The organism is Parafrigoribacterium soli, from assembly GCF_040227235.1.
In the GTDB taxonomy this organism is placed as follows: Bacteria; Actinomycetota; Actinomycetes; order Actinomycetales; family Microbacteriaceae; genus Parafrigoribacterium_A; species Parafrigoribacterium_A soli.
This window is the reverse complement of record NZ_JBELNZ010000001.1, coordinates 690,508-706,817: the sequence shown is the minus strand read 5'-3', so window position 1 is coordinate 706,817 and position 16,310 is coordinate 690,508. Positions and strand designations below refer to the sequence as shown.

Genomic DNA, 16,310 nt, shown 5'->3' with positions numbered 1-16,310 from the left:
TGCTACCGCAATTGTATACAGTATGGCGGATAGTTTCGCCGTGTGGCGATAAAAGTGAGCCGTATGGCTTGAAATTGTATCCAATCGGCGACTAGTCTGTGCTCAAGCCAAGGAGAGCAACGATGCCCAAAGTGACGAAACTGACCACAGGCGTGAACTGGGTCGAACTGTCGACCACCCCCGCGGACTGGAAGGCGGCCGACCCCGCTCTCCTCGGCACGATGCTCGCGGAGCTGCACCTCATCCGCGCCTTTGAAGAGACTGTGCTCGAGCTCGCGGGCGAGAGCCTCGTGCACGGCCCGGCCCACTCCAGCATTGGGCAGGAGGGCGGCGCGGTCGGTTCGATCGTGGGCCTCAGTTCGCAGGATGCCGTGAACGGCTCGCATCGCGGTCACCACCAGTTCCTCGCCAAGGCCCTCACGCACGTCTCGGGCGGGGTCATCGACCCCGCGAATCTCGTCTCACCCGAGATCCAGACCGTGCTGCAACGCACCCTGGCCGAGATTCTCGGCCTCGCGCAGGGCTACTGCCGTGGTCGAGGCGGTTCCATGCACCTTCAGTGGTTCGAGGCGGGCGCGCTCGGCACCAACGCGATCGTGGGCGGCGGTGCGCCGGGCGCCACCGGCAACGCCTTCGCGCAGAAGCACTCGGGCACAGACAACGTCACCATCAACTACTTCGGCGACGGCGCGAGCCAGATCGGCTCCGTCCTGGAGTCGATGAACCTGTCGGCCGCGTGGAGGCTCCCGGTGATGTTCTTCATCGAGAACAACCTCTACGCCGTCTCCACTCGCTCCGACGAGATCACCGCAGACACCCGCTTCTCGGTGCGCGGCCAGGGCTTCGGCATTCCCTCCTGGCGCGTCGATGGCATGGATCCGCTCGCCGTCTACCTCGCGACGCAGCAGGCCGAAGGGCGGATGCGCGCCGGCGAGGGCCCCGCCATCGTTGAGGCCGAGGTCTACCGGTTCTTCCACCAGAACGGACCGTACCCGGGCAGCGCCTTCGGCTACCGCGACAAGGAAGAAGAGGCCGCGTGGCGCGCCCGCGACCCGCTCGACCGCGTCGCCAGGGAAATGATCAAGCTTCGCCTGATCGACGAGGCCGGAGTTGCCGCGGTGCGCGAGCAGGCCCAGTCCGCCATGCGTGCGGCCGTGGCCGAGCTGCTTGAAGCCGACCCGGAGTCTGAAGGCAAGCGCCGCATCCGCCCGAACCTGTGGCCGGACCCGGGCTTCGTGAACGTCGGTGTGCGCGGCGACGCCAGCGAGCTCGAGTCGCTCACCGTCGCGGACCCGCTCGACCACAAGGGCGGCTGGCGCGACGTGAAGTTCGTGGATGCGGTGGCTGGCGTCATGGACCGCCGCATGGAGCAGGACGAGCGCATCGTCGTTCTCGGCGAGGACGTGCACCGCCTGAACGGTGGCACCAACGGCGCCACCAAGGGACTCGCCAAGAAGTACGGCCCCGACCGCGTGATCGGAACGCCGATCAGCGAAAACGCGTTCACCGGTCTTGCCGGCGGGCTCGCCCTCGATGGGCGCTTCCACCCGGTCGTGGAGTTCATGTACCCGGACTTTATGTGGGTTGCGGCGGACCAGGTGTTCAACCAGGTCGGCAAGGCGCGCCACATGTTCGGCGGAGACAACCCGGTTCCGCTGGTGCTGCGCACGAAGGTCGCGATGGGCTCAGGCTACGGTTCGCAGCACCTCATGGACCCGGCCGGCATCTTCGCGACGGCGCCCGGCTGGCGCATCGTCGCCCCGTCATCCGCGGCCGACTACGTCGGTCTCATGAACGCAGCCCTCGCCCTCGAAGATCCGGTGCTCGTCATCGAGCACGTCGACCTCTACGGCACGGCGGATCGCGTGCCCGAGGGTGACCTCGACTACATCCTGCCGCCGGGCAAGGCTGCGCTCCGCCGCACCGGTTCCGACGTCACGGTGATCAGCTACCTGTCCATGGTCGGCCATTCGCTCGAGGCGATCGAGCAGACCGGCATCGACGCGGACCTGATCGACCTGCGCTGGCTCGACCGGGCATCCATCGACTGGGACACCATCGGCGAGAGCATCCGCAAGACCAACGCGGTGCTCATCGTCGAGCAGGGCGCCAGGGGAACCTCCTATGGTGCCTGGCTGGCCGACGAGATCCAGCGGCGCTACTTCGACTGGCTCGACCAGCCGGTCGACAGGGTCACCGGCGGCGAGGCTTCGCCGTCGATCTCCAAGGTGCTCGAGCGAGCGGCGATCGCCCGCACGGAAGAGGTCGTCGCGGGCCTCGAGCGCATGCGCAAGGGCATGGGCGGTCGCTGATGGCCACCATCATCCGCATGCCCGAGGTTCTCGCGGGCAGCGAAGAGGCAGCGATCCAGACCTGGCTGGTCACGCCGGGCCAGGCGCTCAGCGTGGGCACGCCGCTCGCGGAGGTCGAGACCGAGAAGGCGAACGTCGAATACGCCTCCGAGACCGAGGGCACCGTGCTCAAGCTCCTCGTCGAGGAGGGCACCTCGGTGAAGGTCGGTGACCCGATCGCGGTCGTCGGTGCCGAGGGCGAGTCCGCAGAGGATGCCGCACCAGCGGCCCCGGCGCAGGTTCTAGAACCGAGCGCCACCCCCGCCGCTCCCGAGCCGGAAACGGCGCCGGAAACCGGCGCCCCAGAACCCGAGGTGGCGGCTGCAGCGCCTGCTGCGACCGCGGCGCCCGCCGCCACCTCGACTACCGTCTCCTCCGCACCGACCGACCGAGGCGCGCGCACCTTCATGAGCCCGCTCGTGCGCAGGCTTGCGAACGAGCGAGGGCTCGATCTGTCGACCGTGACCGGCACGGGCCCCGGCGGTCGCATCGTGCGGCGCGACATCGAGTCCCTGAGTGCGGCCAAGTCCGCCGCGCCCGCGGCTCAGGCGCCCGCCGTCACCGCGGCGCCCGACAGCGGTGGCTACACCGACATTCCCCACACGGGCATGCGTCGCGCCATCGCCAGGAGGCTGGTCGAGAGCAAGACCACGATTCCGCACTTCTACCTCGTGGCCGACTGCCGAGTCGACGCCCTGCTGGAGTTCCGCCAGCGGGTCAACGAGACGGCGCCGGTGAAGATCTCCGTGAACGACTTCGTGGTGAAGGCGGCGGCAGCGGCGTTTCGCGCGGTGCCCGAGGCAAACGCGATCTGGACCGACACGGCCATCCGTCGCTTCGACAGCGTCGACATCGCGGTGGCTGTCTCGATCGAGGGCGGGCTCGTCACGCCGGTGGTGCGCGGTGTGGACAGCATGTCGCTCAGCAGCATCAGCTCCAGCATCCGGGAACTGGCCGAACGCGGTCGCGCCGGAAAGCTCAAGCAGCACGAGATCGAGGGCGGTTCCTTCTCGGTCTCGAACCTCGGGATGTATGGCACGCAGGAGTTCTCGGCAATCATCAACCCGCCGCACGCGGGCATCCTCGCGGTCGGTGCGGCGCGCAAGAAGCCGATCGTTGTGGATGACGAACTGGTCGTCGGCACCGTCATGACCGTGACGCTCTCGGCCGATCACCGCGTGCTCGACGGGGCGCTCGCCGCCCAGTGGCTCGCGGCGTTCGTCGGCCTCATCGAGAACCCGGTCGCCATCCTGATCTGAGACTCGCGAGGTACCAGTTTTCGCCGCTTGGGCACACCGATGACGTCCGAAACTGGTACCTCGTGGCTTATCGCGAAGCGAGCCGCTGGGTGATGAAGAGGGCGGCTCGATCGATCGCCTGGTCGGCTTCGTCAACCATTCCCGCGTAGGCGGGGAAGACGTGCGGCATGTCGGCGGCGACGTCGAGGATCACGTCGACCTCCGCATCCCGTGCGCGCTGTGCCAACCGCACCGAGTCGTCGAGCAGCAGTTCGTTGGTGCCGACCTGCAGAAGGATCGGGGGGAACCCTGTCAGGTCGGCGAGGACCGCGGGTGCGAGGAGCGGTTGGGCTGGATCCTGGCCGTTCAGGTAGAGGTCTCCCGTTCGCTTCAGGGCCTCGCCGGTGAAGAAGGGGTCGATGCCCTCCTTCGTGATCATCGATGAGCCGGACCGAGTGTGGTCGAGGCCGGGGGAGAAGGCGACGATCCCGGCAGGCACCGGCAGGCCGGCATCCCGAGCGGCCAGAGTCGTCGTGACAGCGAGCCCGCCTCCCGCCGAGTCGCCGGCAAAGATGATCGACTGCGGCGCGACGCCGCGGTCGAGAAGGTCGCGGTACGCAGCGAGGCAGTCTTCGATCGCTGCGGGGAACGGATGCTCGGGGGCAAGTCGGTAGTCGAGCGAGATCGCCCGAACCCGCGTGCGTGCCACGAGGTGCGCTGTCAGTGCGATCGCCGTTTCCGGCGAGCCGAGCGCGAATGCGCCGCCATGGAAGTACAGGAGTGTGCCTGGCCGTGCTGCCTCCACCGGCTCCACCCGCACTGCGGGGCGAGCACCGAGTTCAACGTCGGTGCGCGTGACGCCCGGCGGCACGGGGAACGTGCTCATCAGGCGCGCGAAATCTTCCCGCATCTGTTCCACAGAGCGCGGGTCGTTCGGCCGCGAGGGTTCCCGGAGGCGAGCGTCGAGTGCGCGCCGTTGTTCCCTGCCCATCACTTCTCCTTCGTCACTTCCCCCTTTACAGGGTTGTGGAGACCACCGACATAGCGCAGCGCAGCCTCATCGGCTACCTCAAAGGGCACAGTCCTAGTGGCGCAAGCCGGGCGAAACGATGGCGAGCAGCACGGCGCCAACGATGATCAGAAGGATGACGATGCCGATCGCGGCACCGGCCGGGTGTCCGAGGTTGACGGTCCAGCCCACGCCGAAGCGCTTCGGCACCAGAAGAGCCGGATCCCTGCGGTTGACGTAGAAGATGCCCGCCTTCCAGAAGCTGTCATCATCCGGGGCATCTACGGCAGCGGCCGCCGGATGCGCGGGTTCGGTCAGACCGACGGGCTGCAGCACCACGGCTCGACGGTATCGCACGAAGAATGTGGCGATGGCGGCGGCGAGGAGCACGATGAAGAGCACGCCTGCCGCCAAAAACAACTCTCCTGAACCAGGTGCGAGCCAGCCGACAATCGTGAGCGCGGCGAGAACGATGCTCACGATGAGGGTGATGTGACCCAGCAGCGCACCGAGCAGGTGCTGCTGTGCCTCGGCTCGCTGTGCGGCCAGCTCGGGTGAGTCTGACGTTAGCCGGCGGGGCGGGGCGACGCGCACGAGGAACGACAGAGCGAAGAGCAGCGCGACGACACCGAGCCCGACGAGCACGATGCCGAACACTGACCACACCGACTTGGCGGCGTAGCCATCCGCGACCCCGTTGAGGCCCCAGTGAATGGGGAGCGGGTCGGGGAGCCCGGGGTAGACCGCGACGCCGACCCCCGCGGCAGTGGCGAGAAGAACGGCCGAGACGAGGTACCAGCCGAAAGGGATGGGCGCCGAGTGCCGCGGCGCCGAGACGTCCGCCGCGAGGCGCACCGGAACGTCGTCGTACCATCCGCCCTCGCGCTTCGCTCGCGCGATGGAATCACGGGTCACCGTGTAGCTGCCCATGCCGAGGACGGTCACCAACAGCACCGGCACGATCGTGCCGACCGTCGGCGCGACGGTGCCCAAAACGAACGAGAGCACGACGCCCAGCACGAGCGACGCCAGCACCCAGCGGCGGTACCTGCGCACCGAGGCCGAGATGACCGGATCGTCGACGCGCGCCTGCGGAACACTCACGCCGAGCGGCAGCGTGGGGCGGGTGATCGACGGCATTGCGTAGAGCAGCGCCGCGAGCAGCACGCTCATGAGCGTGGAGAAGGTGATCGCGAACCAGGTCATGTCGTGGGGTCCTTTGCCGTGGCGGTATCGGGGGAGGAGTCGGATCGGTTCTGATCGAAGGAGGCGACGATGCGGCTGGTGTGCGCGGCGATGTCCGACGGCGGCAAGCCCTGCGCGACGGCCTCCGCGAGGAGCGTTGTGAGCCGGGACGCCCATCCGTCGACGAAGCCATCGGCAGGCGGTCCGCTTGCGGGTCCGCGAACCACGACCGACCGCGACTTGTGGCTCGTCGTGATGAACCCCTCCTCGCGCAGCAGTTCGTAGGCCTTGCCGACGGTCGCGACGTTGATGCCGAAGGCGACGGCGAGTTGGCGAACGGATGCCAGCTGCTCGCCGGGTGCGAGGTCACCCGCCGCGATCGCCTCGATCATCCGGTCCCGCAGCTGCTGGTAGAGCGGGGTCTCGGAGCGTGGGTCCAGCAGGATCTCCATGCCGCCTCCATCCGAATCTGTACTACTACTTATAGCACAAAACTGTGCTGGTCTGACCCGCACAGATCCCCGGTTCTCGGCTGCGCCGCCCGCGAGATGCCAGTTGCGGGGCTATCGCGAGCGGATGGCCCCCACAACTGGCATCTCGCGGGGTGGCTGAGGTCGGTCGGGAGGACTGTTAGGCCGCCAGGGCGGCGAGGATGTCCGCGGCCAGGTCCTCGACGTGCTCGAGGCCGATCGAGAGTCGCACGATGCCGCCGCCCGGGCGCGCTTCCGGCGCGACCGGTCGGTGTGTGAGCGACGCCGGATGCTGCGCCAGCGAATCCACGCCGCCGAGCGAGACCGCATTGGTCACGAGCGTCAGCGCCTCAATGAAGCGCACCGCCGCGTCGTACCCTCCCGCGAGTTCGAGCGCGAGCATCGACCCTGGACCCTCGAGCTGGGTGCCGAGCAGGCCATCCGGATCACAGCCCGGCAGCGAGGGATACATGACTCGCGTCAGCGAGGGATGACCGACCAGCCGCGACGCTAGTTCCGCGGCGGTGGCCTGCTGAGCGCGCACGCGGATGGGGAGTGTGCGCAGGCCGCGGTGCAGCAGGTACGCCGCGAGCGGGTGCAGCAGCCCTCCGGTGAGCGCGCGAATGTGCCTGATGCGACTCGCCCACTCGTCATTTGTGGCGACCACTCCGCCCATGACGTCGCCGTGGCCGCCCAGGTACTTCGTGGCGCTGTGGAGCACGAGCGTCGCGCCATGCTCGAGCGGTCTCTGCAGAATCGGCGTGGCGAAGGTGTTGTCGACGAGCACCGGGATGTCGCCGGCCGCGGCGACGACGGCCGCGATGTCCACGAGTTCCAGCGTCGGATTCGCGGGCGACTCCATCACGACGAGCCCGGTGTCGGGACGGATCGCGGCGGCGATACCCGCGACATCCGCCCAGGTCACGTTCGTGCCGACGAGTCCGCTCTCGAGCACGTGGTCGGTGCCGCCGTAGAGCGGTCGCAACGCGACGACGTGCGGCTTTCCGGCGGTGACGCTCGCGAGCAGCACCGCCGAGAGGGCGGCCATTCCGGTGGCGAACGCGACGGCCGAAGCGGCACTGTCGAGTCCGGCGAGGCTCTCCTCGAAGCGCGCGACTCCCGGCTGCCACAGCCGCTGGTACACGGCGGACTGACCGGGCAGCAGCACCCCGCCGGTCGCGAGCTGCTCGTAGGACTCGCCTCCGAGCTCGACTCCGGGGAGCGGGTTCGTCGTGGAGAGATCGATGGTCGGTACGTGCGAGCCGCTCTCGGTGAGCCCCTCCATCCCACCGTGAACGGCGCGGGTTTCGAGTCGGGCATTCTGCAGAGTCATGCGTCGAGGGAAGCAGCATCCGCCGTCAAGTGCAAGCTATGCTGAAGTATCTGCGAAATCGTGCCGATCTTGCGGCAGAAGCTGTTGGTCACGGCAGTTGTCGGCCGCTTGCACCGCAGGGACCACGAGAGGCAACCATGGACCAGATCGACCGAGCCCTCCTTCGCGCACTGTCCTCGAACGCGCGGATGTCCGGGGCCGCTCTCGCAGCCGCGGTCGGCGTCGCCGAGTCCACGGTCTCGCTGCGCCTCAAGCGGCTCCACTCCGCGGGCTACCTGCGCGGCTATCACGCCGAGGTGGACATCGCCGCCCTCGGCATGACCGTCCAGGCACTCATCTCGGTGCGGCTCGTCTCGATCAATCGGGAGGAGGTGGCCAGGTTCCGCCGCGAGGCACCCCACTGGCCCGGGGTGCTCGCGCTGTTCCACATGGGTGGGGTGGACGACTTCCTGCTGCACGTGGCGGCGCGCGACTCGTCTGAGTTACGCGAGTTCGTTCTCGAGAATCTGGCCGGGCATCCGGCGGTCGCGCACACCGAGACGAACCTCATCTTCGACCATGTCGCCGGTCGCGGGGTGGAGCACCTGCTCGCCTGATCCTCAGACCCGGCTGCGCCAATCGCCGCCGTCAGCGTCGTCGTCGGGCAGCGAGATCGCCTCGGTCGGCGGTCCCATCACCGTCGCCTCGTCTCGGCGGTGCCGCAGCACCTTGTCGATATACGACGTGACGGCCTCGGCGAGCGGAACGTCGCGATTCTCGGACTGCGAGAGGTACCAGCGGTGCTCCAGCAACTGGTGGAACACCTCGGCGGGCTCGAGCTTTCCGCGCAGGTCACGCGGAATTGCCCTGATCACCGGCTCGAACACGCGCGCGAGCCACTCGTGCGCGGCCACCTCCTCATCGAGGTCGTTCTTGTCGAAGGTCGCGGTGTACGAGTCGAGGTCGTTCAGCAGGCGGCGGGCCTGGTTCTCCTGGGCATCGAGTCCGGTGAGCCGCAGCAGTCGGCGCTGGTGGTGGCCGGCATCCACCACCTTGGGCTGGATGCGCACGGTTGTGCCCGCGTCGTCGGTCTTGATGGCGAGTTCGTCGATGTCGAAGCCGAGGTCGTTCAGCCGGTTGACGCGCGCATTGATGCGCCACCGTTCCGAGGAGGAGAACGATTCCGAACCGGTCAGCTCCTCCCAGAGCGTGCGATACGCGGCGACGATGCCCTCGCTCACCTTGAGCGGATCGGTCTCCTCATCCAGGCGCCCTCCCGCGGCGAGGTCGAGAAGCTCGCCCGCGATGTTCACCCGTGCGATCTCGAGGTCGTTCTCGCGCTGTCCGTTCGACAGGCCGTTGTAGAGCTTCCCCGTCTCCGCGTCCACGAGATACGCGGCAAAGGCACCGGCATCCCGGCGGAACAGCGTGTTCGACAGCGACACGTCGCCCCAGAAGAATCCGATGATGTGCAGACGCACCAACAGCGCCGCCAGGGCGTCGACGAGCCTCGTCGCCGTGTCAGGCCGCAGCATCTGCGAATACAGCGCGCGGTAGGGGAGTGAGAACTTCAGGTGTCGGGTGACGAGCACCGAGTTGAGCGGATTCCCGTCGTCATCGCTGCGATTACTGATCACGGCCACGGGTTCCACGCACGGCACATCGAGCCGTTGTAGCGTGCGCAGCATCTCGTACTCGCTGCGGGCCATCGTTTCCGAGGTCTCTTTGATGGCGATGATGTAGCCGCTGAGGTGTACGAACCGCACGAGGTGCCGCGAGATGCCCTTGGGCAGGGCAGCGATCACGCTGTCCGGCCATTCCTCGAGGGGCAGATTCCACGGCAGATCGAGCAGCGCCGGATCGACCGTGGCCGAGGTGATGTTCAATGAGCCCGACATGGGAGAACCTGCCTAACGGTTGAGCGGATGCGCTGCCCGCTTAACGAGGTCGGCCTGCCGGAATCTCACCGGGGTGGATTCCGACAGGCCGAGCAACGAGTTGACTAGTCCGCGATGGGCTTGCTGAGGCGCTCGCCCGACTCGGTGTTGAACACGTGGATGTGCTCAGGCGTCGGGAGGATGAACACCTTGTCGCCAGCATCCGGGTGCACGCGGCCATCGACGCGGGCGACGATATCTACCCGGTTGCCGTCGATGTCGGTGTGGCCGTAGAGGTAACCGTCGGCGCCGAGCTCCTCGACGATGTCGACCGACACCGGCAGACCCTCGCCGGTCGGAGACACCATGACGTCTTCCGGGCGGATGCCGATGGTCACCTTGGTGGCGGCTCCGGCCAGCGTGTCGCGGTCGACCCTCGCGACCGCAGTGCCGAACTTGAGGCCACCGTCGACGACGTCCGCGTCGAACAGGTTCATGGCGGGCGAGCCGATGAAGCCGGCGACGAAGACGTTCTTCGGCTGTGCGTAGAGCTCGCGCGGCGTTCCGACCTGCTGCAGCACGCCATCCTTCAGCACCGCGATGCGGTCACCCATGGTGAGCGCTTCGGTCTGGTCGTGGGTGACGTAGACGGTCGTGACGCCGAGGCGGCGCGTGAGCGACGCGATCTGGGTGCGGGTCTGCACGCGCAGCTTGGCGTCGAGGTTCGACAGCGGCTCGTCCATGAGGAACACCTGGGGGCTACGCACGATGGCGCGACCCATGGCGACGCGCTGACGCTGACCACCGGAGAGTGCCTTCGGCTTGCGGGCCAGGTAGGGCTCGAGGTCGAGCAGCTTCGCGGCCTCGAGAACGCGGCTCGCGCGCTCGTCCTTGTTGACGCCGGCGATCTTGAGCGCGAAGCCCATGTTCTCCGCGACCGTCATGTGCGGGTAGAGCGCGTAGTTCTGGAAGACCATGGCGATGTCACGGTCCTTCGGGGGAACGTCCGTGACGTTGCGGTCACCGATGAGGATGTTGCCCTCGTTGACCTCTTCGAGGCCGGCGAGCATGCGCAGTGACGTCGACTTGCCACAGCCGGAGGGACCGACGAGAACGAGGAACTCGCCGTCGGCGACCTGCAGGTCGAGCTGGTCAACAGCCGGACGGGTCGAGCCGGGGTAGATCCGCGAAGCCTTGTCAAAGGTTACAGATGCCATGTGTGTATAACTCCTTCACCGGCAGGTACGTGCCGGACGATCCGTAGTGAATGGATGGATGGTGCACGCTCATTATGGCACCCACCCGGTCTGGGCGATAAATCCACGTACCCCGAGCGGGGCACAGCCCGCGGCTGAACCTGCAAGAAGAGCGGTGCTGACAGTAAAGTGGTTCAGCTACCGCTTGGGCGTTTCCCAGACTGGCTCTTTACTATCGATAGTGCTGCCATTCCGAGATCGGACCGAGCAGACAATCAAGTGAGGGTGCATGACCGACGGCGATACGAGCGACGATCGTCTGAGCATGAACGACAGGCGTGAGGTCGCTCGCCGCAAAGCTCAGGCACTGAGGGCGGAACAGAAGAAGAAGGAACGCCGTACTCGGGTATTCCTGCAGGGCGGCATCGCGGTGGCCGTACTGGCGATCATCGCCGTGGTGTCACTGGTCCTGGTGAACACCTATCTCAAGCCGCCGACGCCTGGCCCGCTCAACATGGCGAGCGACGGCATCACGATCGGCCAGAACTTCAAGGCGGTCACCACCGGAGCGCTGCAGCCCGGGGATGAACCGGTCTCCTCGGCATCCACGAACCCTGAGGTCATCAACATCCGGGTGTATCTCGACTATCAGTGCCCCACCTGCAAGAAGTTCGAGACCACGAATGAGAAGCAGATCAGCACCTGGCTCAAGACCGGCGCCGCGACCCTCGAGATTCACCCGCTGTCGATCTTCGACAGCAGCTCGGTCGGCGCCAAGTACTCGACGCGAGCCGCGAATGCGGCGGCCTGCGTGGCGAATTACTCGCCCAACACGTTCTTCGCGTTCAACTCGCTGCTGTATCAAAAGGCCCCGCCAAGGCAGACCGAGGGTCTGACGGATGCCGCACTCATCGCGCTCACAAAGCAGGCGAAGGTCAAGAATCCGGGGTCCGTCGCGGACTGCATCAGCGACCAGTCGTTCAAGACCTGGGTGAACGCGGCGACGCAGCGAGCGGCTGCGGGTCCCATCCCCGGTTCCAAGGTCGACAAGGTCACCGACACCCCGACGGTGCTCGTCGACGGCGTGAAGTACTCGGGTGCTCTCGACAACGCGAACGACTTCGCCTTGTTCGTGAACACCGCGGCGGGTAACGCCTTCACGGAGGAGTCGACCGCGTCGCCGACCCCGGCCCCGAGCGCCACACCCGCGCCTTAGCACCGCGGGCCTCAGCGCACTGATTTGCGCTCGTAGATCAACATCGACCAGGCGTAGCCAACGATCGCGATCGCAAGGCTCCAGCCGATCGCGAGCGCCGGATTCCAGCCCAGGGGAGTGCCGAGTAGCAGTCCGCGCGCGGTTTCGATGAACGGGGTGAACGGCTGGTACTGGGCGAAGCCCTGCAGCCACTGGGGCATCGAGTCGGTGGGCACGAAGCCACTGCCGAGCATGGGCAGGATGACGAGCAACAGGGGCAGGTTGCTAGCGGTCTCGACGGACTTCGACTGCATCCCCATAGCCACGGCTAGCCAGCTGACCGCGTAGGAGATGAGCACGAGAAGGCCTGCCAGGGCGAGCCATTCGATCGGCCCTGCGCTTGGGCGAAAGCCGACGGCGAGGCCGACGCCGAGCACGAGCGCGACCGCGATGATGGCCTGGATGGTGTTGCCGAGCACGTGACCTGCAAGCACCGCGGCGCGCGAGATCGCCATGGTGCGGAACCGTGCCGTGATCCCCTCGGTCATGTCCATCGCGACAGTCGTTGCGGTGCCGCCCGCGCTTCCGGCGATGGTGATGGTGAGAATACCGGGAACCACATAGGCGAGATAGGCCGCCCGGCCGCCCGATGGGTCGACGCCGGGGAGCCCCGCGCCCAGCGTGCCGCCGAACACGAAGACGAACAGGAGAAGGAACACGACGGGCCCGAGGATCGTGAACATCGAGAGCCCGGGGTAGCGGATCATGTGCAGCAGATTGCGGCGCAGCATCGTTATCGAGTCGGTGACGACGTGCGACTGTCGTTGGGCGGTGATGGTGGTCATGGTTGTGCTCCTTCTGTGTCGGCCGGGCTCGGCCGTGTCACGCCAGTGAGCGCGAAGAACACGTCGTCGAGATCCGGGGTGTGGATGCTGAGGTCGTCGACCTCGATGCCAGCGGTGTCGAGGCGGTCGAGTACGCCGCGCAGCGCACCGACGCCACCGTCGCTTGGCACGGTGAGAGCGAGCCCGACCTCGTCGCGACCGGAGTCGCCGAGCAGTGTCGTCGCGGTCTCGAAGGCTGAGGCATCGGCGAATCGAAGCCGGATGTGACCGCCGGGCACGAGCCGCTTGAGTTCATCTGGTGTGCCCTCGGCGACGATGCGTCCCCCGTCGAGCACTGCGATCCGGTGAGCGAGTTCGTCGGCCTCCTCGAGCTGCTGGGTGGTGAGCAGCACGGTGGTGCTCTCTGCGACCAGGTCGCGCACGATGCTCCACATGGTGTGGCGGCTGCGCGGGTCGAGGCCGGTCGTGGGTTCGTCGAGGAAGATCACGCTCGGCGCGGTGATGAGGGTCATCGCTAGGTCGAGTCGACGCTTCATTCCGCCGGAATAGGTGGCGAGCGGCTTGCGAGCGGCCTCGACGAGGTCGAACTGCTCAAGCAACTCGGCAACCCGCTCCTTCGAGCGCTTCGCACCAAGGTGCCGCAGACGCGCCATCAGCAGCAGATTCTCCTCGCCGCTCAGCAGGCCGTCGACCGCGGAGAACTGACCGGTGAGACCGATCGCGGCACGTACGCCGTCCTGGTCGCGCACGACGTCGTACCCGTTCACCGAGGCGGTCCCGCTGTCGGGCCGAAGCAGGGTCGAGAGGATGTGCACAGTTGTGGTCTTGCCCGCACCGTTCGGTCCGAGCAGCGCGGTCACGGTGCCGGCAGCGACGCTGAGGTCGACGTCATCGAGCACGATCTTCGCGCCATAGGACTTGCGAAGTCCGTGGAGTTCGATTGCTGGGGTGGTCATGTCGGGTGTCCTTTCTCGTGCGGGCTTAGCTCGCGTGCTGAATGGTGATGTCGCCGTACTGGGTGCGCACGCGCACCTCAACGGTCTCCTCCGTAGGTTCGGGCGCGTGATCACTGCCGAGCTGGTTGCGCACCCGCCCCTCCTTCGACGACAGGTCGAGCCAGGCCGGAACACCCCGCCGCACGCCCACCGAGATCTGGCCATAGCCGCTTTCGAGTTGGACGGCCCCGCTCGAGACCTCGTGAAGCTGGATGCTGCCGTATGCCGTCTTCGCGGTCACGGAGCCGAGAGCCTTCGTGATGTCGAGGTCGCCGTAAGAGAGCTTCGCGTCGACCTCGCCGCCGGCCTCCCCGATGGTGATGCTGCCGTGCGAGGCCTTCACGCTCGTGTCGCCGGCGAGCGTGCCGATGCGCACCTGGCCGTGGTCCGCGGTGATCTCGGCGTCGCCCTCTGCGGTGCCGACCGTCGCATTGCCGCGGCCGGCGCGGAGCCACAGCTCGCCGGTGCGCTCGAGCTCCACCGGCCCCATCGAGCCCTTGACGCGGGTGGCCCCGAGGCGACCGATTGAGCGGATGCCGCCCACGGCGATTTCCGCGGTGAGGCGCGATCCGGTGGGGAGGGCGATCGACAGGTCGACGGATTCACTCGGCCCGACGACGCTGAAGCGGGGCTTCGGGCCGGTGACGGTGAGCCGGCGTCCGTCGAAGTCGACAGTGGTCTGCTCGGCGCCGCGCCGGTCGACGGCCCTATCCGGGTTTGTGGGTGTGACGGTGACGATCGTGTCGGTGCGATCGCTCGCGACGACCTCGATGGCGCCGACCTGCAGGTTTATCGCGAGGTCAATCGGGGTAGGAGTGGAAAAAGTGGGCATGGCGAGGCATCCCTTTCTGTGGGCGTAGGTGGTCACCCCGCGGCATGCGGGACGGTGATGGTGAAGTGGGTAGGCGGCCGGTCTAGCGTGCCCACCCTGCGAAGTTGTCACCGCTGCGCAGCGTGCGCTGTGCAGAGCGCCGTTGTTTCGGCTGGAGCGCTGCCGCGATGGCGCGCACGAGCCAGGTGTTCACGGACAGTCCGTCAGCTGCCGCCGCGTCGTCGACGCGCGCCTTGAGCGCGTCGGGCAGCCGCAGGGTCGTGCGCGAGGTGCTGACGTCGTCGAGATCCACGGATGCGACGGGTCGCTCGTCCGTCTCGGCCTCCGCACTCGGCTGCGACACCACGAATTCCACCTCGCGGCCACGCAGTCGCAGGTCGACCGAGCCTGGTGCGAGGTCGCGGGTGATCTCACCGACGGCGGCGGAGAGCGCGTCGAGGAGCACGAGCCGGGTCGCCGCGTCCAGTGCCGAAGCGAGCCGCTCCGCCGCTGCGCGCGTCTCATCGGCGCCGTTCGCCGCGGCGTCCTGCAGCTGCCGCTGCAGCTCACTGACGTATTGTCCCAGTTCCATGTCACCATAGTGACACCATTATGGTGTCACGTCAAGTGAAGATGGTGTCATTCGGGACGAGAGGTATTGAGTCGCACTACTGGCGGATAGCGTCCGGGTTGTCAATCCCTGGCACCGGCGCCGCAGCTTTTCTATGTTGGTATAAGCGCACGCCGATTCCTGCGCGCAGCGCTGCCAGCCTCGGCAGGCGGCGCGGTCCACCCCCACGACACGGAAAGCGGAGCATGGACAGGATTCACTACGCCGGGGACTCGATCCTCACCGGTACCGAGATCGCCCGCGCACTGTTGAGCTATGCCGAAGCGCTCGCGAAGTCGGGCACCTCAGCCACCGTCGACATTCCGGTGCGGCTTGACGATGGCACGCTGAGCCGCTCACACATCCTTATCGGCCCGGCCAGCCAGCTGGTGGCCGACACCGAGCCAGACGACGATGGAGACGAAATCATCGATGAGGAGCTCCTGGCGCGCTTCAGCGACGAGATGCTGAAGCTCAAGCAGAACCAGCAGCACCGGATAGGCCGCGAGCTCCATCCAGACGAGTCCGACGACCTCTCGGCCGCCATCGACGACTACTGACCCCGGGCGGTCTTGCGAAGCCGCGGAACCACTGTAGCGACGGCAGGTTCTGCTCAGCAGAACCCGGAGGAAGGAGTTGCTCGTGGGCAGATTGACCTACGACTCGACGTTGACCGTCGACTTTGATGATCGGCTGTTAGTGCACCTGCAGATGGTGATCGGTGCGAAGCTTCGGCGCAACGAGTCCTTCTACTTTTCGTGGAAGGACGACCCGGCGCTCGGCGACGGCAGGAGCGTGCTCTGGCTGCACCCCACGATCCCCATGTACTTCAAGTACAGCGGAGGGCGGCCGCCCTCGATCAACCGCCAGTGGATCGATGAGCTGATGCGCACGGCGAACAGCGCGGGCGGCCTGCAGATCCTGCCCGAGCCGGATGCGACCGCGAGCGAGTAGCGAAGCGCCGCCATCGTTGGGCGTGCCTCTGTCGCGCGCAGATGCAAGGCACGAGATTGCGGGCTCTCCTAAAAGAGCCAAATCGTTGGCTCTTTTAAGAGAGCCCCCAGTCGGATTCGAACCGACGACCCCCGCTGCAAGGGCGGGCGATGGTTATCTCGGTGAGCCCCCAGTCGGATTCGAACCGACGACCCCCGCTGCAAGGGCGGGCGATGGTTATCTCGGTGAGCCCCCAGTCGGATTCGAACCGACGACCCCCGCT

The 16,310-nt window shown here is 67.0% G+C and carries 16 protein-coding genes and 1 tRNA gene; 6 read left to right on the top strand and 11 right to left on the bottom strand.

Annotated features, from left to right (window positions below; all coding sequences use genetic code 11):
* The first annotated feature begins 122 nt into the window (after window positions 1-122).
* Together ABUA37_RS03455 and ABUA37_RS03450 are read left to right on the top strand one after the other, a co-directional pair.
* The gene (locus ABUA37_RS03455) at window positions 123-2,312 is read left to right on the top strand and encodes an alpha-ketoacid dehydrogenase subunit alpha/beta (RefSeq protein WP_349897716.1); all 2,190 of its coding nucleotides are present in this window, start codon (window positions 123-125) and stop codon (window positions 2,310-2,312) included.
* Entirely contained in the window at window positions 2,312-3,610 is a 1,299-nt protein-coding gene (locus ABUA37_RS03450; protein WP_349897715.1) for a pyruvate dehydrogenase complex dihydrolipoamide acetyltransferase, read from the top strand. The genes ABUA37_RS03455 and ABUA37_RS03450 overlap by 1 nt, the downstream gene beginning before the upstream one ends.
* A 67-nt stretch (window positions 3,611-3,677) precedes the next feature.
* On the opposite strand, the gene ABUA37_RS03445 is transcribed toward ABUA37_RS03450, so the two are convergent.
* The 4 genes from ABUA37_RS03445 to ABUA37_RS03430 all read right to left on the bottom strand — a co-directional run bounded on the left by ABUA37_RS03445 (window position 3,678) and on the right by ABUA37_RS03430 (window position 7,586).
* Window positions 3,678-4,475: an alpha/beta hydrolase gene (locus ABUA37_RS03445; RefSeq protein ID WP_349897714.1), complete on the bottom strand. Its 798-nt coding sequence runs from the start codon at window positions 4,473-4,475 to the stop codon at window positions 3,678-3,680.
* Between the two features lie 198 nt (window positions 4,476-4,673).
* A complete protein-coding gene (locus tag ABUA37_RS03440) occupies window positions 4,674-5,804 on the bottom strand; it encodes a DUF1648 domain-containing protein (RefSeq protein ID WP_349897713.1) in 1,131 nt (376 codons plus the stop codon).
* Window positions 5,801-6,235: a GntR family transcriptional regulator gene (locus ABUA37_RS03435; RefSeq protein ID WP_349897712.1), complete on the bottom strand. Its 435-nt coding sequence runs from the start codon at window positions 6,233-6,235 to the stop codon at window positions 5,801-5,803. Before ABUA37_RS03435 ends, ABUA37_RS03440 begins: the two co-directional genes overlap by 4 nt.
* A gap of 178 nt (window positions 6,236-6,413) precedes the next feature.
* A complete protein-coding gene (locus ABUA37_RS03430; RefSeq protein WP_349897711.1) occupies window positions 6,414-7,586 on the bottom strand; it encodes a trans-sulfuration enzyme family protein in 1,173 nt (390 codons plus the stop codon).
* A 137-nt stretch (window positions 7,587-7,723) separates the two neighbouring features.
* Here ABUA37_RS03430 and ABUA37_RS03425 point away from each other — a divergent pair, with 137 nt between their 5' ends.
* Window positions 7,724-8,182 (top strand): Lrp/AsnC family transcriptional regulator, encoded by a 459-nt coding sequence (locus tag ABUA37_RS03425; RefSeq protein ID WP_349897710.1) that lies wholly within the window; start codon window positions 7,724-7,726, stop codon window positions 8,180-8,182.
* Between the two features lie 3 nt (window positions 8,183-8,185).
* Here ABUA37_RS03425 and ABUA37_RS03420 read toward each other — a convergent pair whose 3' ends face one another.
* Together ABUA37_RS03420 and ABUA37_RS03415 are read right to left on the bottom strand one after the other, a co-directional pair.
* Entirely contained in the window at window positions 8,186-9,463 is a 1,278-nt protein-coding gene (locus ABUA37_RS03420) for a DUF4032 domain-containing protein (RefSeq protein WP_349897709.1), read from the bottom strand.
* Between the two features lie 104 nt (window positions 9,464-9,567).
* Window positions 9,568-10,659: an ABC transporter ATP-binding protein gene (locus tag ABUA37_RS03415; protein ID WP_349897708.1), complete on the bottom strand. Its 1,092-nt coding sequence runs from the start codon at window positions 10,657-10,659 to the stop codon at window positions 9,568-9,570.
* Window positions 10,660-10,927: 268 nt separating this feature from the next.
* Here ABUA37_RS03415 and ABUA37_RS03410 point away from each other — a divergent pair, with 268 nt between their 5' ends.
* Window positions 10,928-11,854, top strand: a complete 927-nt coding sequence (locus ABUA37_RS03410; RefSeq protein ID WP_349897707.1) for a DsbA family protein — start codon at window positions 10,928-10,930, stop codon at window positions 11,852-11,854.
* 11 nt (window positions 11,855-11,865) lie between these two features.
* Here ABUA37_RS03410 and ABUA37_RS03405 read toward each other — a convergent pair whose 3' ends face one another.
* The 4 genes from ABUA37_RS03405 to ABUA37_RS03390 form a co-directional block, all read right to left on the bottom strand.
* Window positions 11,866-12,678 carry an ABC transporter permease gene (locus ABUA37_RS03405; RefSeq protein ID WP_349897706.1) on the bottom strand — a complete coding sequence of 271 codons (813 nt, stop codon included), beginning with the start codon at window positions 12,676-12,678 and terminating at the stop codon, window positions 11,866-11,868.
* Window positions 12,675-13,634 carry an ATP-binding cassette domain-containing protein gene (locus tag ABUA37_RS03400; protein ID WP_349897705.1) on the bottom strand — a complete coding sequence of 320 codons (960 nt, stop codon included), beginning with the start codon at window positions 13,632-13,634 and terminating at the stop codon, window positions 12,675-12,677. The genes ABUA37_RS03405 and ABUA37_RS03400 overlap by 4 nt, the downstream gene beginning before the upstream one ends.
* 25 nt (window positions 13,635-13,659) lie before the next feature.
* Entirely contained in the window at window positions 13,660-14,505 is an 846-nt protein-coding gene (locus ABUA37_RS03395) for a DUF4097 family beta strand repeat-containing protein (protein ID WP_349897704.1), read from the bottom strand.
* 82 nt (window positions 14,506-14,587) lie between these two features.
* Window positions 14,588-15,076 carry a histidine kinase gene (locus tag ABUA37_RS03390; protein WP_349897703.1) on the bottom strand — a complete coding sequence of 163 codons (489 nt, stop codon included), beginning with the start codon at window positions 15,074-15,076 and terminating at the stop codon, window positions 14,588-14,590.
* 224 nt (window positions 15,077-15,300) lie between these two features.
* Here ABUA37_RS03390 and ABUA37_RS03385 point away from each other — a divergent pair, with 224 nt between their 5' ends.
* Together ABUA37_RS03385 and ABUA37_RS03380 are read left to right on the top strand one after the other, a co-directional pair.
* Window positions 15,301-15,654 carry a hypothetical protein gene (locus tag ABUA37_RS03385; protein ID WP_349897702.1) on the top strand — a complete coding sequence of 118 codons (354 nt, stop codon included), beginning with the start codon at window positions 15,301-15,303 and terminating at the stop codon, window positions 15,652-15,654.
* Window positions 15,655-15,736: 82 nt separating this feature from the next.
* Complete coding sequence (locus ABUA37_RS03380; RefSeq protein WP_349897701.1) at window positions 15,737-16,048, top strand: DUF7882 family protein; 312 nt, start codon at window positions 15,737-15,739, stop codon at window positions 16,046-16,048.
* A gap of 101 nt (window positions 16,049-16,149) precedes the next feature.
* Here ABUA37_RS03380 and ABUA37_RS03375 read toward each other — a convergent pair.
* Window positions 16,150-16,255: transfer RNA gene (locus ABUA37_RS03375), tRNA-OTHER, on the bottom strand.
* Window positions 16,256-16,310 lie beyond the last annotated feature (55 nt).